At 69.8% G+C, this 20527-nt stretch carries 16 protein-coding genes; 8 read left to right on the forward strand and 8 right to left on the reverse strand.

From position 1 onward, the window contains the following. Window positions 1-220 precede the first annotated feature (220 nt). Together BIV23_RS22265 and BIV23_RS22270 are read left to right on the forward strand one after the other, a co-directional pair. Complete coding sequence (locus BIV23_RS22265) at window positions 221-1333, forward strand: LacI family DNA-binding transcriptional regulator (RefSeq protein ID WP_071382694.1); 1113 nt, start codon at window positions 221-223, stop codon at window positions 1331-1333. After that, on the forward strand, window positions 1330-2241 hold the full coding sequence (locus tag BIV23_RS22270; RefSeq protein WP_071382695.1) for a carbohydrate kinase family protein: 912 nt from the start codon (window positions 1330-1332) through the stop codon (window positions 2239-2241). Before BIV23_RS22265 ends, BIV23_RS22270 begins: the two co-directional genes overlap by 4 nt. Window positions 2242-2414: 173 nt before the next feature. On the opposite strand, the gene uvrA is transcribed toward BIV23_RS22270, so the two are convergent. Then, entirely contained in the window at window positions 2415-5450 is a 3036-nt protein-coding gene (gene uvrA / locus BIV23_RS22275) for an excinuclease ABC subunit UvrA (RefSeq protein ID WP_071382696.1), read from the reverse strand. Window positions 5451-5675: 225 nt separating this feature from the next. Between uvrA and BIV23_RS22280 the strand changes: the two genes are divergently transcribed. From BIV23_RS22280 to BIV23_RS22300, 5 genes are all read left to right on the forward strand, one after another. Further along, complete coding sequence (locus tag BIV23_RS22280) at window positions 5676-6362, forward strand: maleylpyruvate isomerase family mycothiol-dependent enzyme (RefSeq protein WP_071382697.1); 687 nt, start codon at window positions 5676-5678, stop codon at window positions 6360-6362. 45 nt (window positions 6363-6407) lie between these two features. After that, entirely contained in the window at window positions 6408-7064 is a 657-nt protein-coding gene (locus tag BIV23_RS22285) for an MBL fold metallo-hydrolase (protein ID WP_071382698.1), read from the forward strand. 396 nt (window positions 7065-7460) lie between these two features. Then, complete coding sequence (locus BIV23_RS22290; protein WP_071382699.1) at window positions 7461-8345, forward strand: ABC transporter substrate-binding protein; 885 nt, start codon at window positions 7461-7463, stop codon at window positions 8343-8345. 50 nt (window positions 8346-8395) lie between these two features. Further along, complete coding sequence (locus BIV23_RS22295) at window positions 8396-9256, forward strand: amino acid ABC transporter permease (protein WP_425443515.1); 861 nt, start codon at window positions 8396-8398, stop codon at window positions 9254-9256. Further along, on the forward strand, window positions 9253-10005 hold the full coding sequence (locus BIV23_RS22300; RefSeq protein ID WP_071382701.1) for an amino acid ABC transporter ATP-binding protein: 753 nt from the start codon (window positions 9253-9255) through the stop codon (window positions 10003-10005). Before BIV23_RS22295 ends, BIV23_RS22300 begins: the two co-directional genes overlap by 4 nt. Before the next feature lie 47 nt (window positions 10006-10052). On the opposite strand, the gene aroQ is transcribed toward BIV23_RS22300, so the two are convergent. Further along, window positions 10053-10526 (reverse strand): type II 3-dehydroquinate dehydratase, encoded by a 474-nt coding sequence (gene aroQ / locus BIV23_RS22305; protein ID WP_071382702.1) that lies wholly within the window; start codon window positions 10524-10526, stop codon window positions 10053-10055. Window positions 10527-10735: 209 nt separating this feature from the next. Between aroQ and BIV23_RS22310 the strand changes: the two genes are divergently transcribed. After that, on the forward strand, window positions 10736-12007 hold the full coding sequence (locus tag BIV23_RS22310; RefSeq protein ID WP_071382703.1) for an MFS transporter: 1272 nt from the start codon (window positions 10736-10738) through the stop codon (window positions 12005-12007). On the opposite strand, the gene BIV23_RS22315 is transcribed toward BIV23_RS22310, so the two are convergent. From BIV23_RS22315 to BIV23_RS22340, 6 genes are all read right to left on the reverse strand, one after another. Next, entirely contained in the window at window positions 11997-13097 is a 1101-nt protein-coding gene (locus tag BIV23_RS22315) for a calcium:cation antiporter (RefSeq protein ID WP_071382704.1), read from the reverse strand. The two genes, BIV23_RS22310 and BIV23_RS22315, sit on opposite strands and share 11 nt — an antisense overlap. A 165-nt stretch (window positions 13098-13262) precedes the next feature. Then, entirely contained in the window at window positions 13263-14264 is a 1002-nt protein-coding gene (locus BIV23_RS22320) for a TerC/Alx family metal homeostasis membrane protein (protein ID WP_071382705.1), read from the reverse strand. Between the two features lie 222 nt (window positions 14265-14486). Further along, complete coding sequence (locus BIV23_RS22325) at window positions 14487-16463, reverse strand: TerD family protein (RefSeq protein WP_071382706.1); 1977 nt, start codon at window positions 16461-16463, stop codon at window positions 14487-14489. Between the two features lie 46 nt (window positions 16464-16509). Further along, window positions 16510-17088, reverse strand: coding sequence for a TerD family protein (locus tag BIV23_RS22330; protein WP_071370829.1), 579 nt, complete (start codon window positions 17086-17088; stop codon window positions 16510-16512). Between the two features lie 158 nt (window positions 17089-17246). Further along, entirely contained in the window at window positions 17247-19385 is a 2139-nt protein-coding gene (gene uvrB / locus BIV23_RS22335) for an excinuclease ABC subunit UvrB (RefSeq protein ID WP_071382707.1), read from the reverse strand. Window positions 19386-19434: 49 nt separating this feature from the next. Further along, complete coding sequence (locus BIV23_RS22340) at window positions 19435-20292, reverse strand: MHYT domain-containing protein (protein WP_071382708.1); 858 nt, start codon at window positions 20290-20292, stop codon at window positions 19435-19437. Between the last annotated feature and the right edge of the window lie 235 nt (window positions 20293-20527).

The following is a 20527-nucleotide window of genomic DNA, read 5'->3' on the forward strand; positions in this document are numbered from 1 at the left end:
GGCAAGGGGCGCGCGGGTGGGCGGCCTGCTGAGTGGGTGGGGACCGGGCGGGCCGGTGGACAGGGGGCCGTGGCGGGCGAGGGGCAGGGGCTGCCCGGGCGGACGTAAACGCTCGCGCAAGCGTTTACGCGGAGCCGGTCGATGGGGTACGTTCCCGGCCGGAGCCCCCGCAGCAGGGGCCGGGAACGACTGGCCGCGTCGGTTCAGGGAGGAAAAGTCGATGGCCACCATGGCGGACGTCGCCCGTAGCGCCGGTGTCTCCGTGGCGACCGTCTCTCACGTCCTCAACGGCACGCGCCCGGTGCTGCCGCACACCCGCCAGGCCGTGCTGGACGCCATCGACAGCCTCGGTTATACGCCCAACACTCTGGCCCGCTCCCTGGTGACCTCCCGTACCCGCTCCATCGGGCTCGCCGTGTCGGCGATCAGCAATCCCTACTTCACGGAGATCCTCCAGGGCGTCGAGGCGGCCGCCCTGGAGGCGGGGTACAGCCTGCTCATCGCCGACCCGCACGACGATCCCGAGCACGAACGCAAGGTCGCCCAGCTGCTCCATGAGCGCCGCGTGGACGGCATGATCGTCGCTCCCTCCGCACGACCCCACGACCTCGTCGGCTACCTCCGCCGCCACGCCGTCCCTACGGTGTTCCTCGACCGGGTGATCGACACGCCGGCCGGCGGTGACGAGGGTGCGACCCCCGACGGGGGCACGTCGTGGTACGACCAGGTCTGTGCCGAGAGCACCGCTCCGACCGCCCGCCTCGTCACCCATCTCGCCGCCCTGGGCCACCGGCGGATCGGCATGGTGGCGGGTATGCCCGGGCTGAGCACCACCGAAGAACGCGTCGCCGGCTATCGGGACGGACTCGTCGCCGCCGCTCTGGCGCACGACGAGCGGCTCCTCGTGTCCGGCGACTCGGAGTCCGCCAGTGCCGAGCAGGCGACGACGGCCCTGCTCGCGCTGCCCGATCCACCCACGGCCCTGGTCACCGGCAACAACGCGATGACCATCGGGGCACTGCGTGCACTACGCCGGCTGGGGCGATCCGTCCCGGACGACCTCGCCCTGTGCTGTTTCGACGACTTCGCCTGGGCCGATCTGTTCTCGCCCCGGCTCACCGCCGTAGCCCAGCCCAGCAGGGAACTGGGCGCCCAAGCCGTACGGGTGCTCCTGGACCGGCTGGGCGAGCCCCGGCGTCCGGCCCGGACGGTGCGGCTGGCGTGCACGTTCGCGCATCGCACGTCCTGCGGCTGCCCGGAACAGCCCGGCGCGGCCGGGAGACCCGAGCACCTCGAACCATCCACGCTGTCCGAGAAGGGAACCGTCTCGTGATCGTCGTCGCCGGTGAGGCACTGATCGACCTGGTACCGCAGGGCCCCGGTGCCCTTGCGGACCTGAAGCCGGCGCTCGGCGGCGGCCCGTACAACACCGCCGTGGCGTTGGGCCGACTCGGCTCTCGCACCGCGTTCTGCTCGCGGACCTCGCACGACGCCTTCGGTGAGGCGCTGCTCGACGGGCTACGGCGGGCGGATGTCGAGGTCTCGGCCGTCCAGCGCGGGCCGGAGCCGACGACTCTCGCGGTGGCCACGCTCGACGCCGCCGGCTCCGCCGCGTACTCCTTCTATGTCGACGGCACCGCGGACCGTCTGTTCACCACGCCCGCCGCACTGCCTGCCGGCACGCGCGCGGTGTCGTTCGGCACCTGCTCGCTCGTCCTGGAACCGGGGGCGAGCGCCTACGAGGAGCTGATGCGCGCGGCGTCCGGGCAGAGGCTGTTCACGGCGCTCGATCCCAACATCCGGGCGGGACTGATCCCGGACGCGGACGCCTACCGGGCGCGTTTCAAGAGCTGGCTGCCCTCGGTGACGCTGCTGAAGCTGTCCGCGGAGGACGCGGCGTGGCTGGGCGGCACGCCGCGCGAGTGGCTGACCTCGGGACCGTCGGCCGTCGTGGTGACCCGGGGCGGGGAGGGTCTGACCGTGTTCACCCGGGACGGCGGGGAGTACTCCGTGCCGGGTGAGAAGGTCGCTGTGGTGGACACCATCGGCGCCGGTGACACGGTGAACGCGGCCTTGTTGCACGGGCTTTCCGCCCAGGACGCGCTGTCCGCGGAAGCGCTCGCCGCCCTGGGGGCGCAGGGCTGGACACGGCTGTTGCGCTTCGCGGCACGGGCGGCGGCGATCACCTGCTCGCGGGCCGGGGCCGAGCCGCCTTGTGCGGCCGAGCTGGGTGAGTGGTGAACGCCTTTTCTTCTCTGTGCTGTTGCCAAGGTGCGGCCGGGACTGTGGTGCACGGGGCCCTTGCTGCACCGCGGAACCGGGCTGGCTGATGGATGAACGAACGGCGCCCCGCGGGGAGTTCCCGCGGGGCGCCGTTTTTTTGATATTACGTCAGCCCATGACGTGATGTGGTGTCAGGCCTTGCGAGCTCGCGTCGTCTTCTTCGCCGGGTTCGCCGCGGTGGTCTTCTTCGTGGCCCCGGCGGCCTTCTTGGTCGCCGTGTTGTTGGCCTTGGCCGTCACCGTCTTCTTGGCCGTCGACTTGGCCGCGGCCGTCTTGCGGGCTGGGGTGCTCCGGGGTGCCTTGACCGGCTCCGCGTCGCTGATGCGGTCGGCACCGAGGATCTCCCGCAGGAACTTGCCGGTGTGGCTGGCCGGTACCCCGGCCACCTCCTCGGGCGTACCCTCGGCGACCACGAGGCCACCGCCGGCGCCGCCCTCCGGGCCCATGTCCACGATCCAGTCGGCGGTCTTGATCACGTCGAGGTTGTGCTCGATGACGATGACCGTGTTGCCCTTGTCGACCAGGCCGCCGAGCACCTTCAGCAGCTTGCTGATGTCCTCGAAGTGCAGACCGGTGGTGGGCTCGTCGAGGACGTAGACCGTGCGTCCGGTGGAGCGCTTCTGCAACTCGCTGGCCAGCTTCACCCGCTGGGCCTCACCGCCGGAGAGGGTCGTGGCGGACTGGCCGAGACGGACATAGCCGAGGCCGACGTCCTTCAGCGTCCTCAGGTGCCGGGAGATCGCCGGGACCGCCTCGAAGAAGTCGGTGGCCTCCTCGATCGGCATGTTCAGCACGTCGGCGATGGACTTGCCCTTGTAGTGGACTTCCAGGGTCTCCCGGTTGTATCGGGCGCCGTGGCAGACCTCGCACGGGACGTAGACGTCCGGGAGGAAGTTCATCTCGATCTTGATCGTGCCGTCGCCCGCGCAGTTCTCGCAGCGGCCGCCCTTGACGTTGAAGGAGAACCGGCCGGGCTGGTAGCCACGGACCTTCGCCTCGGTGGTCTCGGCGAACAGCTTGCGGACGTGGTCGAAGACACCGGTGTACGTCGCCGGGTTGGACCGCGGGGTGCGGCCGATCGGCGACTGGTCGACGTGCACGACCTTGTCGACGAGGTCGTCGCCGTCCACGCGCGTGTGCCGTCCCGGGACGTTCCTGGCGCCGTTCAGCTCGCGGGCCAGGTGCGTGTAGAGGATGTCGTTGACCAGCGTCGACTTGCCAGAGCCGGACACGCCCGTGACAGCCGTGAAGACGCCCAGCGGGAAGGACACGTCGATGTCCTGGAGGTTGTTCTCGCGGGCGCCGTGCACGGTGAGCCGGCGGGACGGGTCGCGGGGACGGCGGATGTCGGGCAGCGGGATCGCCTTGCGACCCGAGAGGTACGCGCCGGTCTGCGACTCGGTGTTGGCGAGCAACTCCTTCAGAGAGCCGCTGTGCACGACCTTGCCGCCGTGCTCACCGGCGCCGGGGCCGATGTCCACGACCCAGTCGGCGACCTTGATGGTGTCCTCGTCGTGCTCCACGACGATGAGCGTGTTGCCCATGTCGCGCAGCCGGACCAGGGTCTCGATCAGCCGGTGGTTGTCCCGCTGGTGCAGACCGATGGACGGTTCGTCGAGGACGTAGAGCACGCCCACGAGGCCGGAGCCGATCTGGGTGGCCAGGCGGATGCGCTGGGCCTCGCCGCCGGAGAGGGTGCCGGAGGCGCGGTTGAGCGAGAGGTAGTCGAGGCCGACGTCGACCAGGAAGCGCAGCCGCTCGTTGACCTCCTTCAGCACCCGCTCGGCGATCTTCTTGTCGCGGGCGTTCAGCGTCAGCCGGCCCAGGAAGTCCGCGCAGTCGCTGATCGACATCGCGGAGACTTCCGCGATCGACTTGTCCATGATCGTGACCGCGAGGACGATCGGCTTCAGGCGCGTGCCCTCGCAGGTGGGGCAGGGCACCTCGCGCATGTAGCCCTCGAAGCGCTCGCGGCTGGCGTCGCTCTCGGCCTCACTGTGCCGGCGCTTGACGAACGGCACCGCGCCCTCGAAGGGAGTGGTGTACACGCGCTCACGGCCGTACCTGTTGCGGTACCGCACCTCGATCTGGGTCTTGTGGCCGTGGAGCAGGGCCTTCTTGGCGCGCTGGGGCAGGCCGGCGAAGGGGATGTCCGTGCGGAAGCCGAGCGCTTCGGCAAGGGCGCCGATCAGCCGGCCGAAATAGTCCTTGGTGTGCCCGTGCGACCAGGGGTGGATGGCGCCCTCGTCCAGGGACTTGTCCGGGTCCGGGACGAGCAGCTCCGGGTCGACCTCCATGCGCGTGCCGATGCCGGTGCACTCGGGGCAGGCGCCGAAGGGCGAGTTGAAGGAGAAGGAGCGGGGCTCCAGCTCCTCGAAGGACAGGTCGTCGTACGGGCAGTACAGGTGCTCCGAGTACATGCGCTCGCGCTCGGGGTCGTCCTCGGGGAGGTCGACGAAGTCGAGCACGATCATGCCGCCGGACAGCCCGAGGGCGGTCTCCACGGAGTCGGTGAGGCGGCGCTTGGCGGAGTCCTTGACCGTGAGGCGGTCGACGACCACCTCGATGGTGTGCTTCTCCTGCTTCTTCAGCGCGGGCGGATCGGAGAGCTGGATCGTCTCGCCGTCCACGCGCGCGCGGGAGTAGCCCTTGGCCTGGAGGTCGGCGAAGAGGTCGACGAACTCGCCCTTGCGCTCGCGCACGAGCGGCGAGAGCACCTGGAAGCGGCTCCCCTCCGGCAGCTCCAGGACCCTGTCCACGATGGCCTGGGGCGACTGCCGCGAGATCGGGCGGCCGCACTCGGGACAGTGCGGCTTGCCGATGCGCGCGAAGAGCAGACGCAGGTAGTCGTAGACCTCGGTGATGGTGCCGACCGTCGAGCGCGGGTTGCGCGAGGTCGACTTCTGGTCGATGGAGACCGCCGGGGACAGGCCCTCGATGAAGTCGACGTCCGGCTTGTCCATCTGGCCGAGGAACTGCCGGGCGTACGAGGAGAGCGACTCCACGTAGCGGCGCTGGCCCTCCGCGAAGATCGTGTCGAAGGCCAGGGAGGACTTGCCCGACCCGGACAGGCCCGTGAAGACGATGAGCGAGTCACGAGGCAGGTCGAGCGAGACATTCTTGAGGTTGTGCTCGCGCGCGCCACGGACGATGAGACGGTCGGCCACGCCGGTCCGCACCTTTCTTGAGAGAAGTGACAGGGGCGGGGCCCCCGTGCTTCTTCAGACTAGGGGGAGCCACTGACAACGTCGGTCGGATTGCCCGGTTGCATAACAACCCCCGGCCATCCAGCATGCCCGACGCCGCTCTCGACGATATAGCACGTGCTTTCGATTTGCGGACGAGCTTCACCACCTTCACCCAAAGGTGTGGCGGGGGCTAGGGTCAGGTTCATGACCGATCACGCTCATGACCTGGCATGTGTACGTGAAGCGACCGAACGGCTCCTCACCGCGGTCGTCGAACTGGACAACGCTTCGCTCGCCGAGCCGTCACGGCTTTCGGGCTGGAGCCGCGGGCACGTCCTCGCCCACCTCGCCCGCAACGCGGACGCGCTCGTGAATGTTCTGGAAGGCCGGCCGATGTACGCGAGTGCCGAGGTACGCGACGCAGACATCGAACGCGACGCCCCGCGCCCCCTCGACGTCCAGCTCGCCGACCTGCGCGAGAGCGCGGCCCGCCTCCAGGCGCTGGGGGACGCGCCGGCGGACTGGTCGCGCACCGTCGAGCTGCGCAACGGGGTCACCGACTCCGCGTCCCGGGTGCCGTTCCGCCGGTGGGCCGAGGTGGACCTGCACCACGTGGACCTCGGGATCGGGTACGAGCTGGAGGATCTCCCGGCCGAGTTCACCGAGCGGGAGATCGACTTTTTGGCGCAGCGCTTCGCCGGGCACAAGGACGTCCCGCCGACCGGCCTGTCCGCCGGGGACGGCCGGAACTGGACCACGGGCGGCGGCGGCGACGGCGCACCGGTCACGGCCGCGGGCACGCCCGCCGACCTGCTGGGCTGGCTCGCCGGGCGGCGCGACGGCTCCGGCCTGACCACGGACGGCACGCTGCCGAAGCTGCCTCCGCTGTAGACCGACGGCGGTCCGCAAGCCCCGCCCCGCTATAGGCTGATCACCATGACGTACACGGGAGAGGTCAAGGTCGGCGGACCGGCGGACGTGCACGAGCTGAAAGACCTGATGATCACGAAGATCGCGGTCGGCCCGATGGACAACAACGCCTATCTGCTGCGCTGCCGCGCCACCGACGAGCAGCTTCTGGTCGACGCCGCCAACGAGGCGGAGGCACTCCTCGGCATGATCGGTGACGACGGCATCGCGTCCGTCGTCACCACCCATCGGCACGGCGATCACTGGCAGGCGCTGGCCGCGGTCGTCGCGGCCACGGGCGCGCGTACGTACGCGGGCCGCGAGGACGCTCCCGGCATTCCGGTGCCCACCGACGTGCTCGTGGACGACGGCGATGTCATCAGGGTGGGCAACGTGGAACTGATCGCGCGGCACCTGGTCGGGCACACCCCGGGTTCGATCGCTCTGGTCTACGACGACCCGCACGGCCACCCGCACGTCTTCACCGGCGACTGCCTCTTCCCTGGCGGCGTCGGCAACACGCACAAGGATCCGGGGGCCTTCGCCAGCCTCATCCACGACGTGGAGACGAAAATCTTCGACGTGCTGCCCGACGAGACCTGGGTGTATCCCGGGCACGGCAAGGACACCACGCTGGGCGCGGAGCGGCCGCAGTTGCCGGAGTGGCACGCGCGCGGGTGGTGAAGCGCGGCATCCTGGAGACCGAGCGCGCCACGGTCCATCGCGCGCTCCATGGCACGGAGTTCGCACGCCGGGCGCGCACATCTCTCGCATGCGCCCGGCGCGCTTTCTCTTGCGCGCGCCCCGTGTGAACGCTTCACACGCGCCGGATCCCTACGCACGCTCCCGGGCGATGCCGCCATGCGGTCAACTGGTGGCAGTACCGCGCAGGCCGACGGCTCCTGTGCGGAAGGGCCGCCGGTCTTCCCACCCCGCCCCTTGACCGGCGGCCCAGGCCTGTGACACTCGCATGGCAAGATGCGCGGGAGATGTTCACACAGCCGCAACACCCGTTCCCACCATGCGGACAGTTACCGCTGTGACCTGGACAAACGCCGGGTTCGCTGCCAATCTCCGGCCATGCATCCTGCCCCTCGCACCCTGCGCCACGCGGTGGTCGCCGCCACCGTAGCCCTGCTCGCCACCGCTGTCGGCTGTGCTCCGCAACCCGACGGGAAGGCGTCGGCCCCTGCGTCCGGATCGGCCGCGAAGAGCTGTGCCCCGGGCAAGTTGGCCACCAGAACGTCCGGAAAGCTCACGATCGCGACGGACGAACCGGCTTACGAGCCCTGGTTCCAGGACGACAAGCCCGCCGACGGCAAGGGCTTCGAGTCGTCGATCGCCTATGCCGTGGCCAAGCAGCTCGGATACGGCAAGAACGCGGTCGTGTGGCAGAGCGTGCCGTTCAACAAGGCGTTCGCGCCCGGCGTGAAGACCTTCGACTTCGACATCAACCAGGTGTCGATCAGCGACGAGCGCAAGAAGGCCGTGGACTTCTCCTCCGGCTACTACGACGTGCGCCAGGCGGTGATCGCCCTGAAGGGCAGCAAGGCGGCCAAGGCGTCGAGCATCGCGGATCTGAAGGGCCTCAAGCTGGGCGCCCAGGTGGGCACCACGAGCCTGGACTACATCACCGACGTGGTGAAGCCGAAGCAGGAGGCCGCCGCGTTCGCCAAGAACGACCAGGCCAAGTCCGCGCTGAAGAACGGCCAGGTGGACGCCATCGTGGTCGATCTGCCCACCGCGTTCTACATCACCTCGGCCGAGGTGACGGACGCGAAGATCGTCGGCCAGTTCGAGAACCGGGGCGGCACACCCGAGCAGTTCGGGCTGGTGCTGGACAAGGGCAGCGCGCTGACCCCGTGCGTGAGCGGCGCCGTCGACGCCCTGCGCAAGGACGGCACACTGGCCCGGCTCGAGAAGCAGTGGCTCTCGGACGCCGTCGACGCCCCAGTGCTCAAGTGACGGTCACCAAGGGCGGGTCGGCCCCGGAAGGAGCCGACGGCAAGGGAGACATGACCGGCGACGACAACTACGTGCTCTCCGAACGGCGTTTGGAGCGCGAACGGCACAAACGCGCGCGTGCGCGGCGCGCCACGGCCGTCGCATCGCTCTCGACGCTCGTCACCGCTGTCGTGCTCTACCTCGTCGTCGTGAACGCACCGGGCTGGCCGCGCACCAAGGAGACGTTCTTCAGCGCGCAGTACGCGCGCGAGGCGCTGCCCAAAGTCCTCGAAGGGCTGTGGCTGAACGTCCGTCTGCTGGTGATCTGCGGCGCCGCCGTCCTGGTCCTCGGCATGGTGATCGCCATCGCGCGCACCCTGCGCGGCCCGGTGTTCTTCCCGCTGCGCGTGCTGGCGGCGGCGTACACCGACTTCTTCCGCGGCCTTCCGCTGATCATCAACCTGATGATCGTGGTCCTGGGCGTACCGGCGCTGCGTCTTCAGGGCGTGACGGTCGATCCGGTGCTGCTCGGCGGTACCGCGCTGACGCTCACGTACTCGGCGTACGTGGCGGAGGTGTTCCGCGCCGGCATCGAGTCCGTGCACCCCTCTCAGCTCGCCGCGGCCCGCTCTCTGGGCCTGACCAACCGGCAGGCGCTGCGCCACGTCGTGCTGCCGCAAGCGGTGCGCCGTCAGGTCCCGCCGCTGCTCAACGACCTGGTGTCGCTCCAGAAGGACACCGGTCTGGTGTCGATCGGCGGCGCGGTGGACGCCGTCCGGGCGGCCGACATCATCGTGGGCCGCAGTCTGAACTACACGCCGTACATCGTCGCCGGGCTGGTGTTCGTGGCGCTGACCATTCCGATGACCCGCTTCACGGACTGGGTGACGGCCCGGATGGACCGGCGGCGGGCCCAGGGAGGATCCCTATGAGCGACGCTCCCGTGCTGCGCATGGAGTCCGTCCGCAAGACCTTCGCCGGCTCCGTCGTCCTGCGCGATGTCGGCCTGGAGGTCGCCCCGCACACGGTGACCGCCCTGATCGGCGCCTCCGGTTCGGGCAAGTCGACGCTGCTGCGCTGCGCCAATCTCCTGGAGGAGATCGACGACGGCGCGATCTGGCTGGACGGCGAGGAGATCACCGATCCGCGCGTCGACCAGGACGCGGTGCGGCGCAGGATCGGCGTCGTCTTCCAGGCGTACAACCTCTTCCCGCACATGACCGTGCTGGACAACGTGACGCTGGCGCCGCGTCGGGTGCACGGCGTCCCCCGCGAGGAGGCCGAGGAACGCGCCAGAGGGCTGCTGGAGCGCCTCGGACTGGGCGACAAGGCAACGGCCTACCCCGACCGGCTCAGCGGCGGTCAGCAACAGCGCGTGGCGATCGTGCGGGCCCTCGCCGTGCGGCCCCGGCTGTTGCTGCTGGACGAGATCACGGCGGCACTCGACCCCGAACTCGTCGGCGAGGTACTCGAGGTGGTCCGCGGCCTCAAGGACGACGGCATGACCATGGTCCTGGCGACGCACGAGATGGGTTTCGCGCGGGACGTCGCCGACCAGGTCTGTTTTCTGGACGGCGGTGTCGTGCTGGAGCGCGGCACCGCCGAAGAGGTCTTCGGCGATCCGCAGCAGGAGCGCACGCGGCGCTTTCTGCGGCGCGTCGTGGAGGCCGGGCGCCTGTGAGGACGTAGCACGACGACCGGCGGGCGGCCACCACGCGCGCGTGGCCGCTACGCCTCGTCCTGCGCGGCCCCCAGCAGGGCCGCGACCCGCTCGACGCCGAAGGCGTAGCCCTGGACGCCGCAGCCCGCGATCACGCCGTCGGCGCGCAGCGAGACGTAGGAGTGATGCCGGAACGACTCGCGCTGGTGGATGTTGGAGATGTGCACCTCCAGGACTGGCAGGCCGTCGCAGGTGTTGAGTGCGTCCAGAATCGCGACCGACGTGTGGGAGTAGGCGGCGGGGTTGATGACAATCCCGCAGTGGTTCAGGCGTGCCTCGTGGATCCAGTCGACCAGTTCGCCCTCGTGGTTGGACTGCCGGAAGTCCACCGTGCCCCCGTGCGCGGCCGCCGCCTTGGCGCACAGCGCCTCCACGTCGGCCAGCGTGTCCTTGCCGTAGATCTCGGGCTGGCGCTGGCCGAGCAGGTTGAGGTTGGGCCCGTTGAGGATCATGATCGGGGCGTTGGCCAGGGTGCGGGGCACGGTTCCTCCGGTCCGTTCGGGGCGGTGCGTCGACGACCGCCGCTCGCACCCGGTCTATCACGGTGGCCACGGCGGACGACGCACCGTGTGCGCCGTCGCCTCGGCGCTCACTCCGGCGACTTGAGCACCCCCATGCGCCCCCGTAACCCCTGATCATCGGGGGTAGTTGACGCAGCATGGAGCCAGTACGCACCGTAAGGACACCGTCGATGCCGCGGCTCGCCGCCGCCTCCCTCGCGGGGACCGCGATCGAGTTCTACGACTTCTTCGTCTACGGCACAGCTGCGGCCCTGGTCCTGGGACCGTTGTTCTTCCCGACGTTCTCACCGCTCACCGGGACGCTGGCGGCGTTCGGGACATTCGGGGTGGGGTTCCTGGCCCGGCCGCTCGGCTCGGTGCTGTTCGGGCACCTCGGTGACCGGCGCGGACGGCGGCCGGTGCTGGTCCTGTCACTGCTGCTCACGGGTGCCTCGACGGTCGCGGTGGGCTGTGTGCCGTCGTACGGGTCGATCGGCGTCGCCGCGCCGGTGATGCTGCTCGTCCTGCGCTTCTTCCAGGGTCTGGGGCTCGGCGGGGAGTGGGGCGGAGCGGTGCTGCTGACCGCCGAGCACGCGCCGCCCGGACGTCGCGCCCTGTGGTCGAGCTTTCCGCAGGTGGGCCCGGCGATCGGGTTCGTGCTCGCCAACGGGGTGGTGCTCGCGCTGTCGGCGACGCTGTCCGACGCGGAGTTCGCCCGCTGGGGCTGGCGGGTGCCGTTCTGGGCAGCCGGGGCGCTGGCACTGGGCGGGCTCTTGTTGCGCTGGTCGATCGTGGAGAGCCCCCGGTTCCTGGAGATCGACGACCACGCGCGCGTGCCGTTCGTCGAGGTCGTACGGCATCACGGGCGGCTGGTGCTGCTGACGGCCGGGGCGCTGTCCGCCGGGTACGCGGTCTTCTACACGGTGACGACCTGGTCGCTCACGTTCGCGACGGAGCGGCTCGGGGTGAGCCGGACGGTGATGCTGACCTGTGTCATGGCCGCGGTGGTGGTGAAGGCGTCCCTCACGCCGTTCATGGCGCTGCTCGCCGACCGCTTCGGGCGTCGGCCGATGTGCCTCACCGGATGCGCGGCCTGCGGTCTGTGGATGCTGCCGATGATCGCGTTGCTGGGCACCGGCCAGCCGCTGCTGATGTTCCTCGGCATCCTGGGCGCGCTGGTCTCCTTCATCACCATGTTCGCGGTGATCGCCGCGTATCTGCCGGAGCTGTACGAGGCACGGGTGCGCTGCACGGGCGCCGCGGTGGGCTACAACCTCGGCGGAGTCCTCGGCGGCGCTCTGACCCCGATCGTGGCCACGGCGCTCGCGGAGCACAGCGGGCGGGTCCCCTGGGGCGTGGGCGCCTATCTGACGGGCGTCGCGCTGCTCAGCCTCGCCTGCTTCGCCCTGCTGCCCGAGACCCGCCCGGTACCGGTGCCGGCGGTGGAGCCGGTCACGGGTTGATCGCCAGCTCCAGATAGGCCGCGAAGAGCACCAGGTGGACACCGCCCTGCAGGGGGGTGGCCCGGCCCGGCACGACCGTCAGGGAGCTGACGACCACGGTCAGGGCAAGCAGCAGCATGTGGGTCGAGCCGAGGCCGAGGACGAGCGGGCCGGACAGCCAGACGGAGGCGAGGGCGACGGCGGGGATGGTCAGGCCGATACTGGCCATGGCCGAGCCGAGCGCGAGGTTGAGGCTGGTCTGGACCCGGTCGCGGCGGGCGGATCGCAGCGCGGCGATCGTCTCGGGGAGCAGTACGAGCAGGGCGATGATCACGCCGACGACCGCGTGGTGCAGACCGGCGGCGGCCACGCCCGACTCGATGGCGGGCGACACGCCCTTGGCCAGACCGACGACACCGACGAGGGCCAGCCCGAGGAGACCGAGGCTGGTCCAGGCAGCACGCAGGGACGGCGGCTGGGCGTGCTCGTCGGCGGTGATGACCTCGCCCTGCCGGGTGATCGGCAGGAAGTAGTCACGGTGGCGCACGGTCTGTGTGGCCACGAACAGGCCGTACAGGATCAGCGAGGACAACGCGGCGAACGTCAGCTGCATCGAGGAGAACTCGGGCCCGGGCTTGCTGGTGGTGAACGTCGGCAGGACCAGGCTGAGCGTGGCCAGCGTCGCCACGGTCGCCAGGGCGGCGCCGGTGCCCTCGGGGTTGAAGACCGCGGTGCCGTGCCGCAGTGAGGCGACGAGCAGGCAGATCCCGACGACGCCGTTGCAGGTGATCATCACGGCGGCGAAGACGGTGTCCCGCGCCAGGGTGGAACTCTTGTCGCCGCCGTCGGCCATGAGGGTGACGATCAACGCCACCTCGATGATCGTGACGGCGATGGCCAGAACGAGGGAGCCGAAGGGTTCGCCGACGCGGTGGGCGACGACCTCGGCATGGTGCACCGCCGCGAGAACGGACCCGGCGAGCACGAGGGTGACCAAGGCGACCACCGCGCCCGGCAGGCCACGGCCCCAGGTGAAGACCAGGAGGACGATCGCGAGCACCGGCACGAGCGTCGTCCATTGCCGGGTGAGCGGCCGCAGCCTACTGATCATGCGGCGATCGTCGCAGAGCCGTACAGGATTCGCATTCTGCTCTTTTCGGATACCTCTCATCCTTCCGTTGTCCTCACCGCACCGACGGGAGCGGGAACCGCATGGCACGGCCCTACTCCTGCCGGCGGGTGCTTCTGCCGGTGGCCGCTTCTGCCGCCGATCGGATCAGGCGTCGACGCTGTCCTTCACGGCGCCTTCGCCGCAGCCGTCTGTCGCCTCGGCGGCCGCCTGCTTCTTGCCGGCCATCAGGCTGGTGATCGTGGTGACGATCAGGACGGCGCAGATCACGCCGAGCGAGACCGGGATGCTGATCTCGGGCACGTGGACACCGGTCTCGTGCAGGGCGTGCAGCACCAGCTTGACGCCGATGAAGCCGAGGATGACCGACAGGCCGTACGAGAGGTGGACCAGCTTCCGCAGCAGGCCGCCGATGAGGAAGTACAGCTGCCGCAGACCCATCAGGGCAAAGGCGTTGGCGGTGAAGACGATGTACGGGTCCTGGGTCAGGCCGAAGATCGCGGGTATGGAGTCCAGGGCGAACAGGACGTCCGTGGTGCCGATGGCGAGCATCACGACCAGCATCGGGGTCATGATCCGCTTGCCGTTCTCCTGGATCCACAGCTTGGTGCCGTGGTAGCGGTCCGCCACACCGAACCTGCGCTCCGCGGCCTTGAGCAGCTTGTTCTCCTTGAACTCCTCGTCCTCCTCGTCCGCGCGGGCCTCCTGGATGAGCTTCCAGGCCGTCCAGATCAGGAAGGCGCCGAAGAGGTAGAACACCCAGGAGAAGCTGGCGAGGATGGCGGCTCCCGCGGCGATGAAGATCGCCCGCAGCACCAGGGCTATGAGCACGCCGACGAGCAGGACACGCTGCTGGTACCGGGTCGGCACCGCGAACTTCGCCATGATCAGGACGAAGACGAAGAGGTTGTCGACACTGAGCGATTTCTCGGTGATGAAGCCGGCGAAGAACTCGCCGGCCGGCTGTCCGCCGCCGAAGAGGAACAGGCCGAGGCCGAAGAGTCCGGCCAGGGCGATCCAGACGACGGTCCAGATACCGGCTTCCTTGATCGACACCTCATGCGGCTTGCGGCCGATGAAGAAGTCGACCGCGATCAGCGCGGCCAGGCCCGCGACGGTCAGGACCCACAGGGTCACGGAAACGTCCACTGCACCTCCGGCATTACGTAACGGCGAACACTTTCAGCGCTGTCGCTGCCGGAGGTCTCTTCCACCCGCTCGGGGCCGACGCCCCGGGACCGGAACCGGTCCGTACTGACGGGTGCGTCGCAGTCAGGGAGTACTCCCCTCCGTACGGAAGACCCTACCCAATCACCAAGGAAAGGTAAAGTGAAAGGCAAAATAAAACCAAGTTGGCTGGTCAGGATGACTTTACCTGTACTTGCCCCTGGCCTCGGCCGCCTCGGCGAGCACGTGCTGCACGATCTGGCTTCCGGCCGGCACCAGCGAGGGCTCGTAGGTCCAGGAGTGCCCGACCCACGGGTCGGCGAGATGGTCGTCGGCCACGGGCGTGAGTCGCATGAGCGAACGCCACAGCGGATCGAGCAACGGGCCGTAGGCGGCGGCGTCCCCACGGTCCGCCACCAGCAACAGGTGCACGCCGACGGCGGGCCCCTCGTCGGCGAGGTAGCGCAGCCGGGTCACCGCACGCTCGTCGAAGCCGTGCGGGAAGTCGTTGACGATCAGCAGTTGCTGCGCGGTGTCGATGTCGGGCGGCAGTGACTCGGGCGTGCCACCGCGCACCGCCATCTGCACCAGGTCCACCCGATGGGTGAGCCTCTCCAGCACCTCCGTGACACCCGCAGCCCCGGTCGCGGGCGGCACGGCCAGCGCCCCGGTCCGGGTCAGCACGCCGAGCGCCGCTGCCCCGGCGCCGGCCGGGTCGATGACCTGGAGGGCGAAGCCCCCCGGCGGATGCACGGCGAGCAGTCGCGCGGCGAGTGCGACCGCCGCCTCCATGGCCAGGTGCCGCAGTTGGACGGAGTCCGGGAAGCCGCCGACGTTCGCCGGACCGCTGTCGAGCCACAGGCCGCGCTCCAGCGGCAGTCTGACCAGCATGGGAATGCGCAGCGGCGCGCTCTCCGGCAGGTGGAGATCGCCCAGCCGCAGGGCCATCGGTGGCTCGTCGGGCACCGTGTACCCGTGCCAGACGGGGTTGTCCCAGCGGGCGTACGCGGGCGGAAGCGCGGGCTCGACCACATCGGACTCGGCGGAGAGCTGGGCGAGGTCGCGGTCGAGGACCGCGCGGGCCTGGTCGATCAGCTGCGTCCGGCGGGCGTGGGCCGCCGCACGCGCGGTGTCGCCCGCCGCGCCCAGCCGACTGCCGGGGTCGGCCAGCACCTGGTCCAGTTCCTTCTCCAGGCGGGAGTCGGCGAACTCGACGGCACTGCGGTAGGCGGCCGTGGTGCGGGCCAGGTCCTCGAACATGCCCCAGACCTGGTTGTACAGCCGCTCCTCCATCGACCAGCCCACGGCGTCTCCAGCGACCGGCTGCGCGGGTCGGTCGTCGGTGGCGGCACTCGCCGGGGACACCGGCGGCTGCGGGGTGCCGGGCGGGCGGCGGCGCAGGTGCGTGTAGTCCACCGGGGTGCCGGGCGCTCGCGGAGCTTCGGGGCCCGCCGGCGCGGCGCCGGGTGCCTGAGCGACGTACTGGTCCTGTGCCTCGTACGAGCTGTGTGCTTGGTACGGGCTCTGTGCGTCGTACGACGGTGCGGGCTCCGGGAGTTGGGGCGCGTACGAACGTGTCGGCGTCCCCTGGCCGGGGGTGGGGGTGGGTGCCGGCAGGGGTGGGACCGGGGCGGGCGGCGCCGTCGTCCGCTGGATGGCGGCCACCAGGTCCGCGGACTCCGGCAGGCCCTGGTCGGCCAGGAGTGCGGGAAGGCCGGCCGCGTAGCCCTGGCCCATCGCGCGGACCTTCCAGGCGCCCTGTCTGCGGTACAGCTCCAGGGCGACCACGGCTGCCTCGGTGTCCAGGCCGGTCAGGGTGTAGCTGACGAGTTCGGTGCCGTCGGGGCCGTAGACCGTGGTGTGCGGGGCGGCGACGGCACCGAACCGGAGCGGGCCGGCGGGCCCGTCGGGCAGCGCGAGGAACACACCGACGCGGTGCACGCCCTCGGGCAGGGCGCCCAGGTCGACGGCCAGCCGGTGTTCGGCGGCAGTCTGCCGGGGCACCTCGACGCCGGGCAGGGCGGGGGCGCCAGGATGGACCACCCACTGGGAGCCGGGCACCGTGCCGTTCTCGTCGCCGAGCGTGGCTCCGGCCAGGACCGGCACCCCGGCCGAGATCCGGACCGTCAGCCGGATCTGGGACAGCGGGTGGTTCTGTCCCCGCACCAGCTCGGCCGTCATCCCCGTGCCCCCTGTGTCGTTGTGTCGTGCGCGTTGCCGGTCGGGCCTACAGGTGCGGCAGGATCGACGGCATCAGGTCCTGGAAGGTGCGGCCGTTGGCCGGGGAACCCAGGGCGGTCATCGTCCAGCCCGGGCCCGCACGGTGCACCTTCGCCATGATCTGAGCGGTGTAGTCGCCGCCGCCGTCCAGCGTGTACCGGGCCAGTTCCTGGCCGTTGGTCTCGTCCACGAGGCGGCAGAACGCGTTCTGCACTTCCTGGAAGGTCTGGCCCGTGAAGGAGTTCACGGTGAAGACGATCTGGTCGATGTGGACCGGAACGCGCTGGAGGTCCACCAGGATCGACTCGTCGTCCCCGCCCTGGCCGGCACCGCCGACCAGGTTGTCGCCGGTGTGGCGGACGGAGCCGTCGTCACTCACCAGGTGACGGAAGAAGACGACGTCGACCGGCTGCTTCTCGGCGAAGAGGACCGCCGAGGCGTCGAGGTCGATCTCCCGGGTACGGGAGCCGAAGAGACCGCGCCGCTTCGCCGCCTGCCAGCCGAGCCCCATGCGGACCGCGGTCAGGGTGGCCCCGTCCTTCTTCTCCAGGCTGATGGCCTGACCCTTGCTCAAGTTGACGGACACCGCTGATTTCCCCTCTCGATGGTCCCCTGTTGCCGCGCAAAGCGCGGTTGACCAAAACCCTACGCAGGCGCACCGACAGTGCCGAACCCCGGCTCGCGCTTTGTGTCGGTGTTGCAACACTTGGCGCGTATGCCGAGGTCCGGCAGGGTGTCGGGGGCTCAGGCGAGCCCGGCCTCCCGCATCTGGCGCAGTTCCTTCTTCATTTCCGAGACCTCGTCGCGCAGCCGGGCCGCGATCTCGAACTGGAGCTCCGCGGCGGCGGCGCGCATCCGCTCGGTCATCTCCTCGATCTGCTCTGCGAGTTCGGCCGCCGGACGGTCCGTGGGCACCGCCTGGCCCTTGGCCGCCTTGCCAGCCTTCGCCCCCTTGGCCGCCTTGTCGCCCAGTGACGGGACGGGTGCCTTGGCGCCCTTGCCGTCCTTGGACTTGCGGTAACCGCTGCCGAGGAGCTGCTCGGTGTCGACCTCCTCGCGGGCGATCTGCGCGACGATGTCGTTGATCTTCTTGCGCAGCGGCTGCGGGTCGATGCCGTTCGCCTTGTTGTAGGCGATCTGCTTGTCCCGGCGGCGGTTGGTCTCCTCGATGGCCTTCTCCATCGCCGGGGTGATCTTGTCGGCGTACATGTGCACCTGGCCGGAGACGTTGCGCGCCGCGCGGCCGATGGTCTGGATCAGCGAGGTACCGGAGCGCAGGAAGCCCTCCTTGTCGGCGTCCAGGATCGCCACCAGGGACACCTCCGGCAGGTCGAGACCCTCGCGCAGCAGGTTGATGCCGACCAGGACGTCGAACTCACCGGCGCGCAGCTCGCGCAGCAGCTCGACGCGGCGCAGCGTGTCGACGTCGCTGTGCAGATAGCGGACCTGGATGCCCAGTTCGAGGAAGTAGTCGGTGAGGTCCTCGGCCATCTTCTTGGTGAGGGTGGTGACGAGGACGCGCTCGTCCTTCTCGGTGCGCTTGCGGATCTCGTGCACCAGGTCGTCGATCTGGCCCTCGGTGGGCTTGACGACGACCTCCGGGTCGACGAGGCCCGTGGGGCGGATGATCTGTTCGACCGCACCGTCGGAACGGGACAGCTCGTACGCGCCCGGGGTGGCCGACAGGTAGACGGTCTGGCCGATGCGCTCCTGGAACTCCTCCCACTTCAGGGGGCGGTTGTCCAGCGCGGAGGGCAGACGGAAGCCGTGGTCCACCAGGGTGCGCTTGCGGGAGGCGTCGCCCTCGTACATGGCGCCGATCTGCGGAACGGTGACGTGCGACTCGTCGATGACGAGGAGGAAGTCGTCCGGGAAGTAGTCGAGCAGGGTGTTCGGCGGGGAGCCCGGCAGGCGGCCGTCGAAGTGCATCGAGTAGTTCTCCACGCCGGAGCAGGTGCCGATCTGGCGGAGCATCTCGATGTCGTACGTCGTACGCATCCGCAGGCGCTGGGCCTCCAGGAGCTTGCCCTGCTTCTCCAGCTCGGCGAGGCGCTCCCCCAGCTCCTTCTCGATGTCGTTGACGGCCCGCTCCATGCGCTCGGGGCCGGCGACGTAGTGGGAGGCGGGGAAGACGTACAGCTGCTGGTCGTCGCTGATGATCTCGCCGGTCAGCGGGTGCAGCGTGGACAGCGCCTCGATCTCGTCGCCGAACATCTCGATCCGGACGGCCAGCTCCTCGTAGACCGGGAAGATCTCGATGGTGTCGCCACGGACCCGGAAGGTGCCGCGGCTGAAGGCCATGTCGTTGCGCGTGTACTGGATGTCGACGAAGCGGCGCAGCAGCTCGTCCCTGTCGATCTCGTCGCCGACCCGGAGGGGGACCATCCGGTCCACGTACTCCTGCGGCGTACCGAGGCCGTAGATGCAGGAGACCGAGGCGACCACGATGACGTCGCGCCGCGTGAGCAGCGAGTTCGTGGCCGAGTGGCGCAGGCGCTCGACCTCCTCGTTGATCGAGGAGTCCTTCTCGATGTAGGTGTCCGACTGCGGGACGTAGGCCTCGGGCTGGTAGTAGTCGTAGTACGAGACGAAGTATTCGACCGCGTTGTTCGGCAGAAGTTCGCGGAACTCGTTGGCCAGCTGGGCGGCCAGGGTCTTGTTCGGCGCCATCACGAGTGTGGGGCGCTGGAGCTTCTCGATCATCCACGCAGTGGTGGCGGACTTGCCGGTGCCGGTCGCGCCCAGCAGGACGACGTCCTTCTCACCTGCCTCGATGCGCTTGGCCAGGTCGGCGATGGCCGTCGGCTGGTCGCCGCTGGGCTGGTAGGGGCTGACGACCTCGAAGGGCGCCACCGTGCGTTCGATGTGGGAAACGGGCCGCATGCCATCCACCGTACGACCCCGCACTGACAACGGGTCCCGATCAGTGGTTCTACCGCGTCCGGGAGCCGTGGTGCTCGGGCCGGCGTCCCTCGTGGAGCGCGGGCCGGCGGTCCAGGTGGGAGGCGACGGCGGCAGCCGGGACGCCCGGTTTGTGCTCGACGGGCATACGGATGGGCCGGCCCATGACCATCATCGGGTCGAAGACCACGACCACGGCCGCGAGGAGCAGGAACGCGAGCGGGCCGATCAGCATGGGTGCGAGCACGGACGGCTCCGGCGCGCCGCCGACGGCGTGGGAGTGGCCGTCGAGGTGGACCCCCAGGGCTGCCATGCCCATGTAGTGCATGCCGCTGACCGCGAGCCCCATGACGAGGCTCGCTCCCACGCTCCACAGGAAGCCACGCACGCGTCCGGCGGCCCACAGGGCGGCGGTGGCGGCCACGACCGCTATGGCGACGGAGGCCGCGACCGTGACGGTGTTGTACGTGAACCGGCCGTGGAAACGGACGCCGGCCATGCCCAGGTAGTGCATGGAGGCGACGCCCAGACCGGTGATCGTGCCGCCGGTGAACAGTGCGGCTCCGGTGGCTCCGCGGTAGCCGACGATGAAGATGCCGACGCCGACCATAACGATGGCGAGGCCGAGGCTCGCGTAGGTCGTCGGCTTGTCGTAGTGGATCGGGGACTCTTTGATGGCGAAGCCCATCATGGCGACGAAGTGCATGGTCCATATGCCGGAGCCGATCGCGGCGGAGCCGAGGGCCAGCCAGGCGGGTCGCCGGGAGTGCGAGACCAGCAGCGCGCGCGTGGTGCAGCGCAGGCCGAGGGCACCGCCCAGGCAGGCCATCAGATAGGCCACCAACGGGGTGACGGCCCCGTAGCTGAATCCGTCGACCGTGCCTTGCATCCGCGGCTGCCCTTCCGCCCTCTTGCGTCCTGGAATACCTGAAACGTTCCCCCGGCCCCAGGACCGCGTGGGCGGCCAGGGTTGTCGCAGAGAGTATGACCCCCACCGGAATGGTCGAACGATTATCCGGCAAAGAAACACGGCGTTGCCGCACTTGTGCGGTACTCGTGAGCGGACTTGGACGTTTGTCCGCGTCGTGCGCTTCTCGTGCGCCCGGTGCCATCGGTCGTCTGCT

The organism is Streptomyces monashensis, assembly GCF_001866665.1.
Taxonomy (GTDB): domain Bacteria; phylum Actinomycetota; class Actinomycetes; order Streptomycetales; family Streptomycetaceae; genus Streptomyces; species Streptomyces monashensis.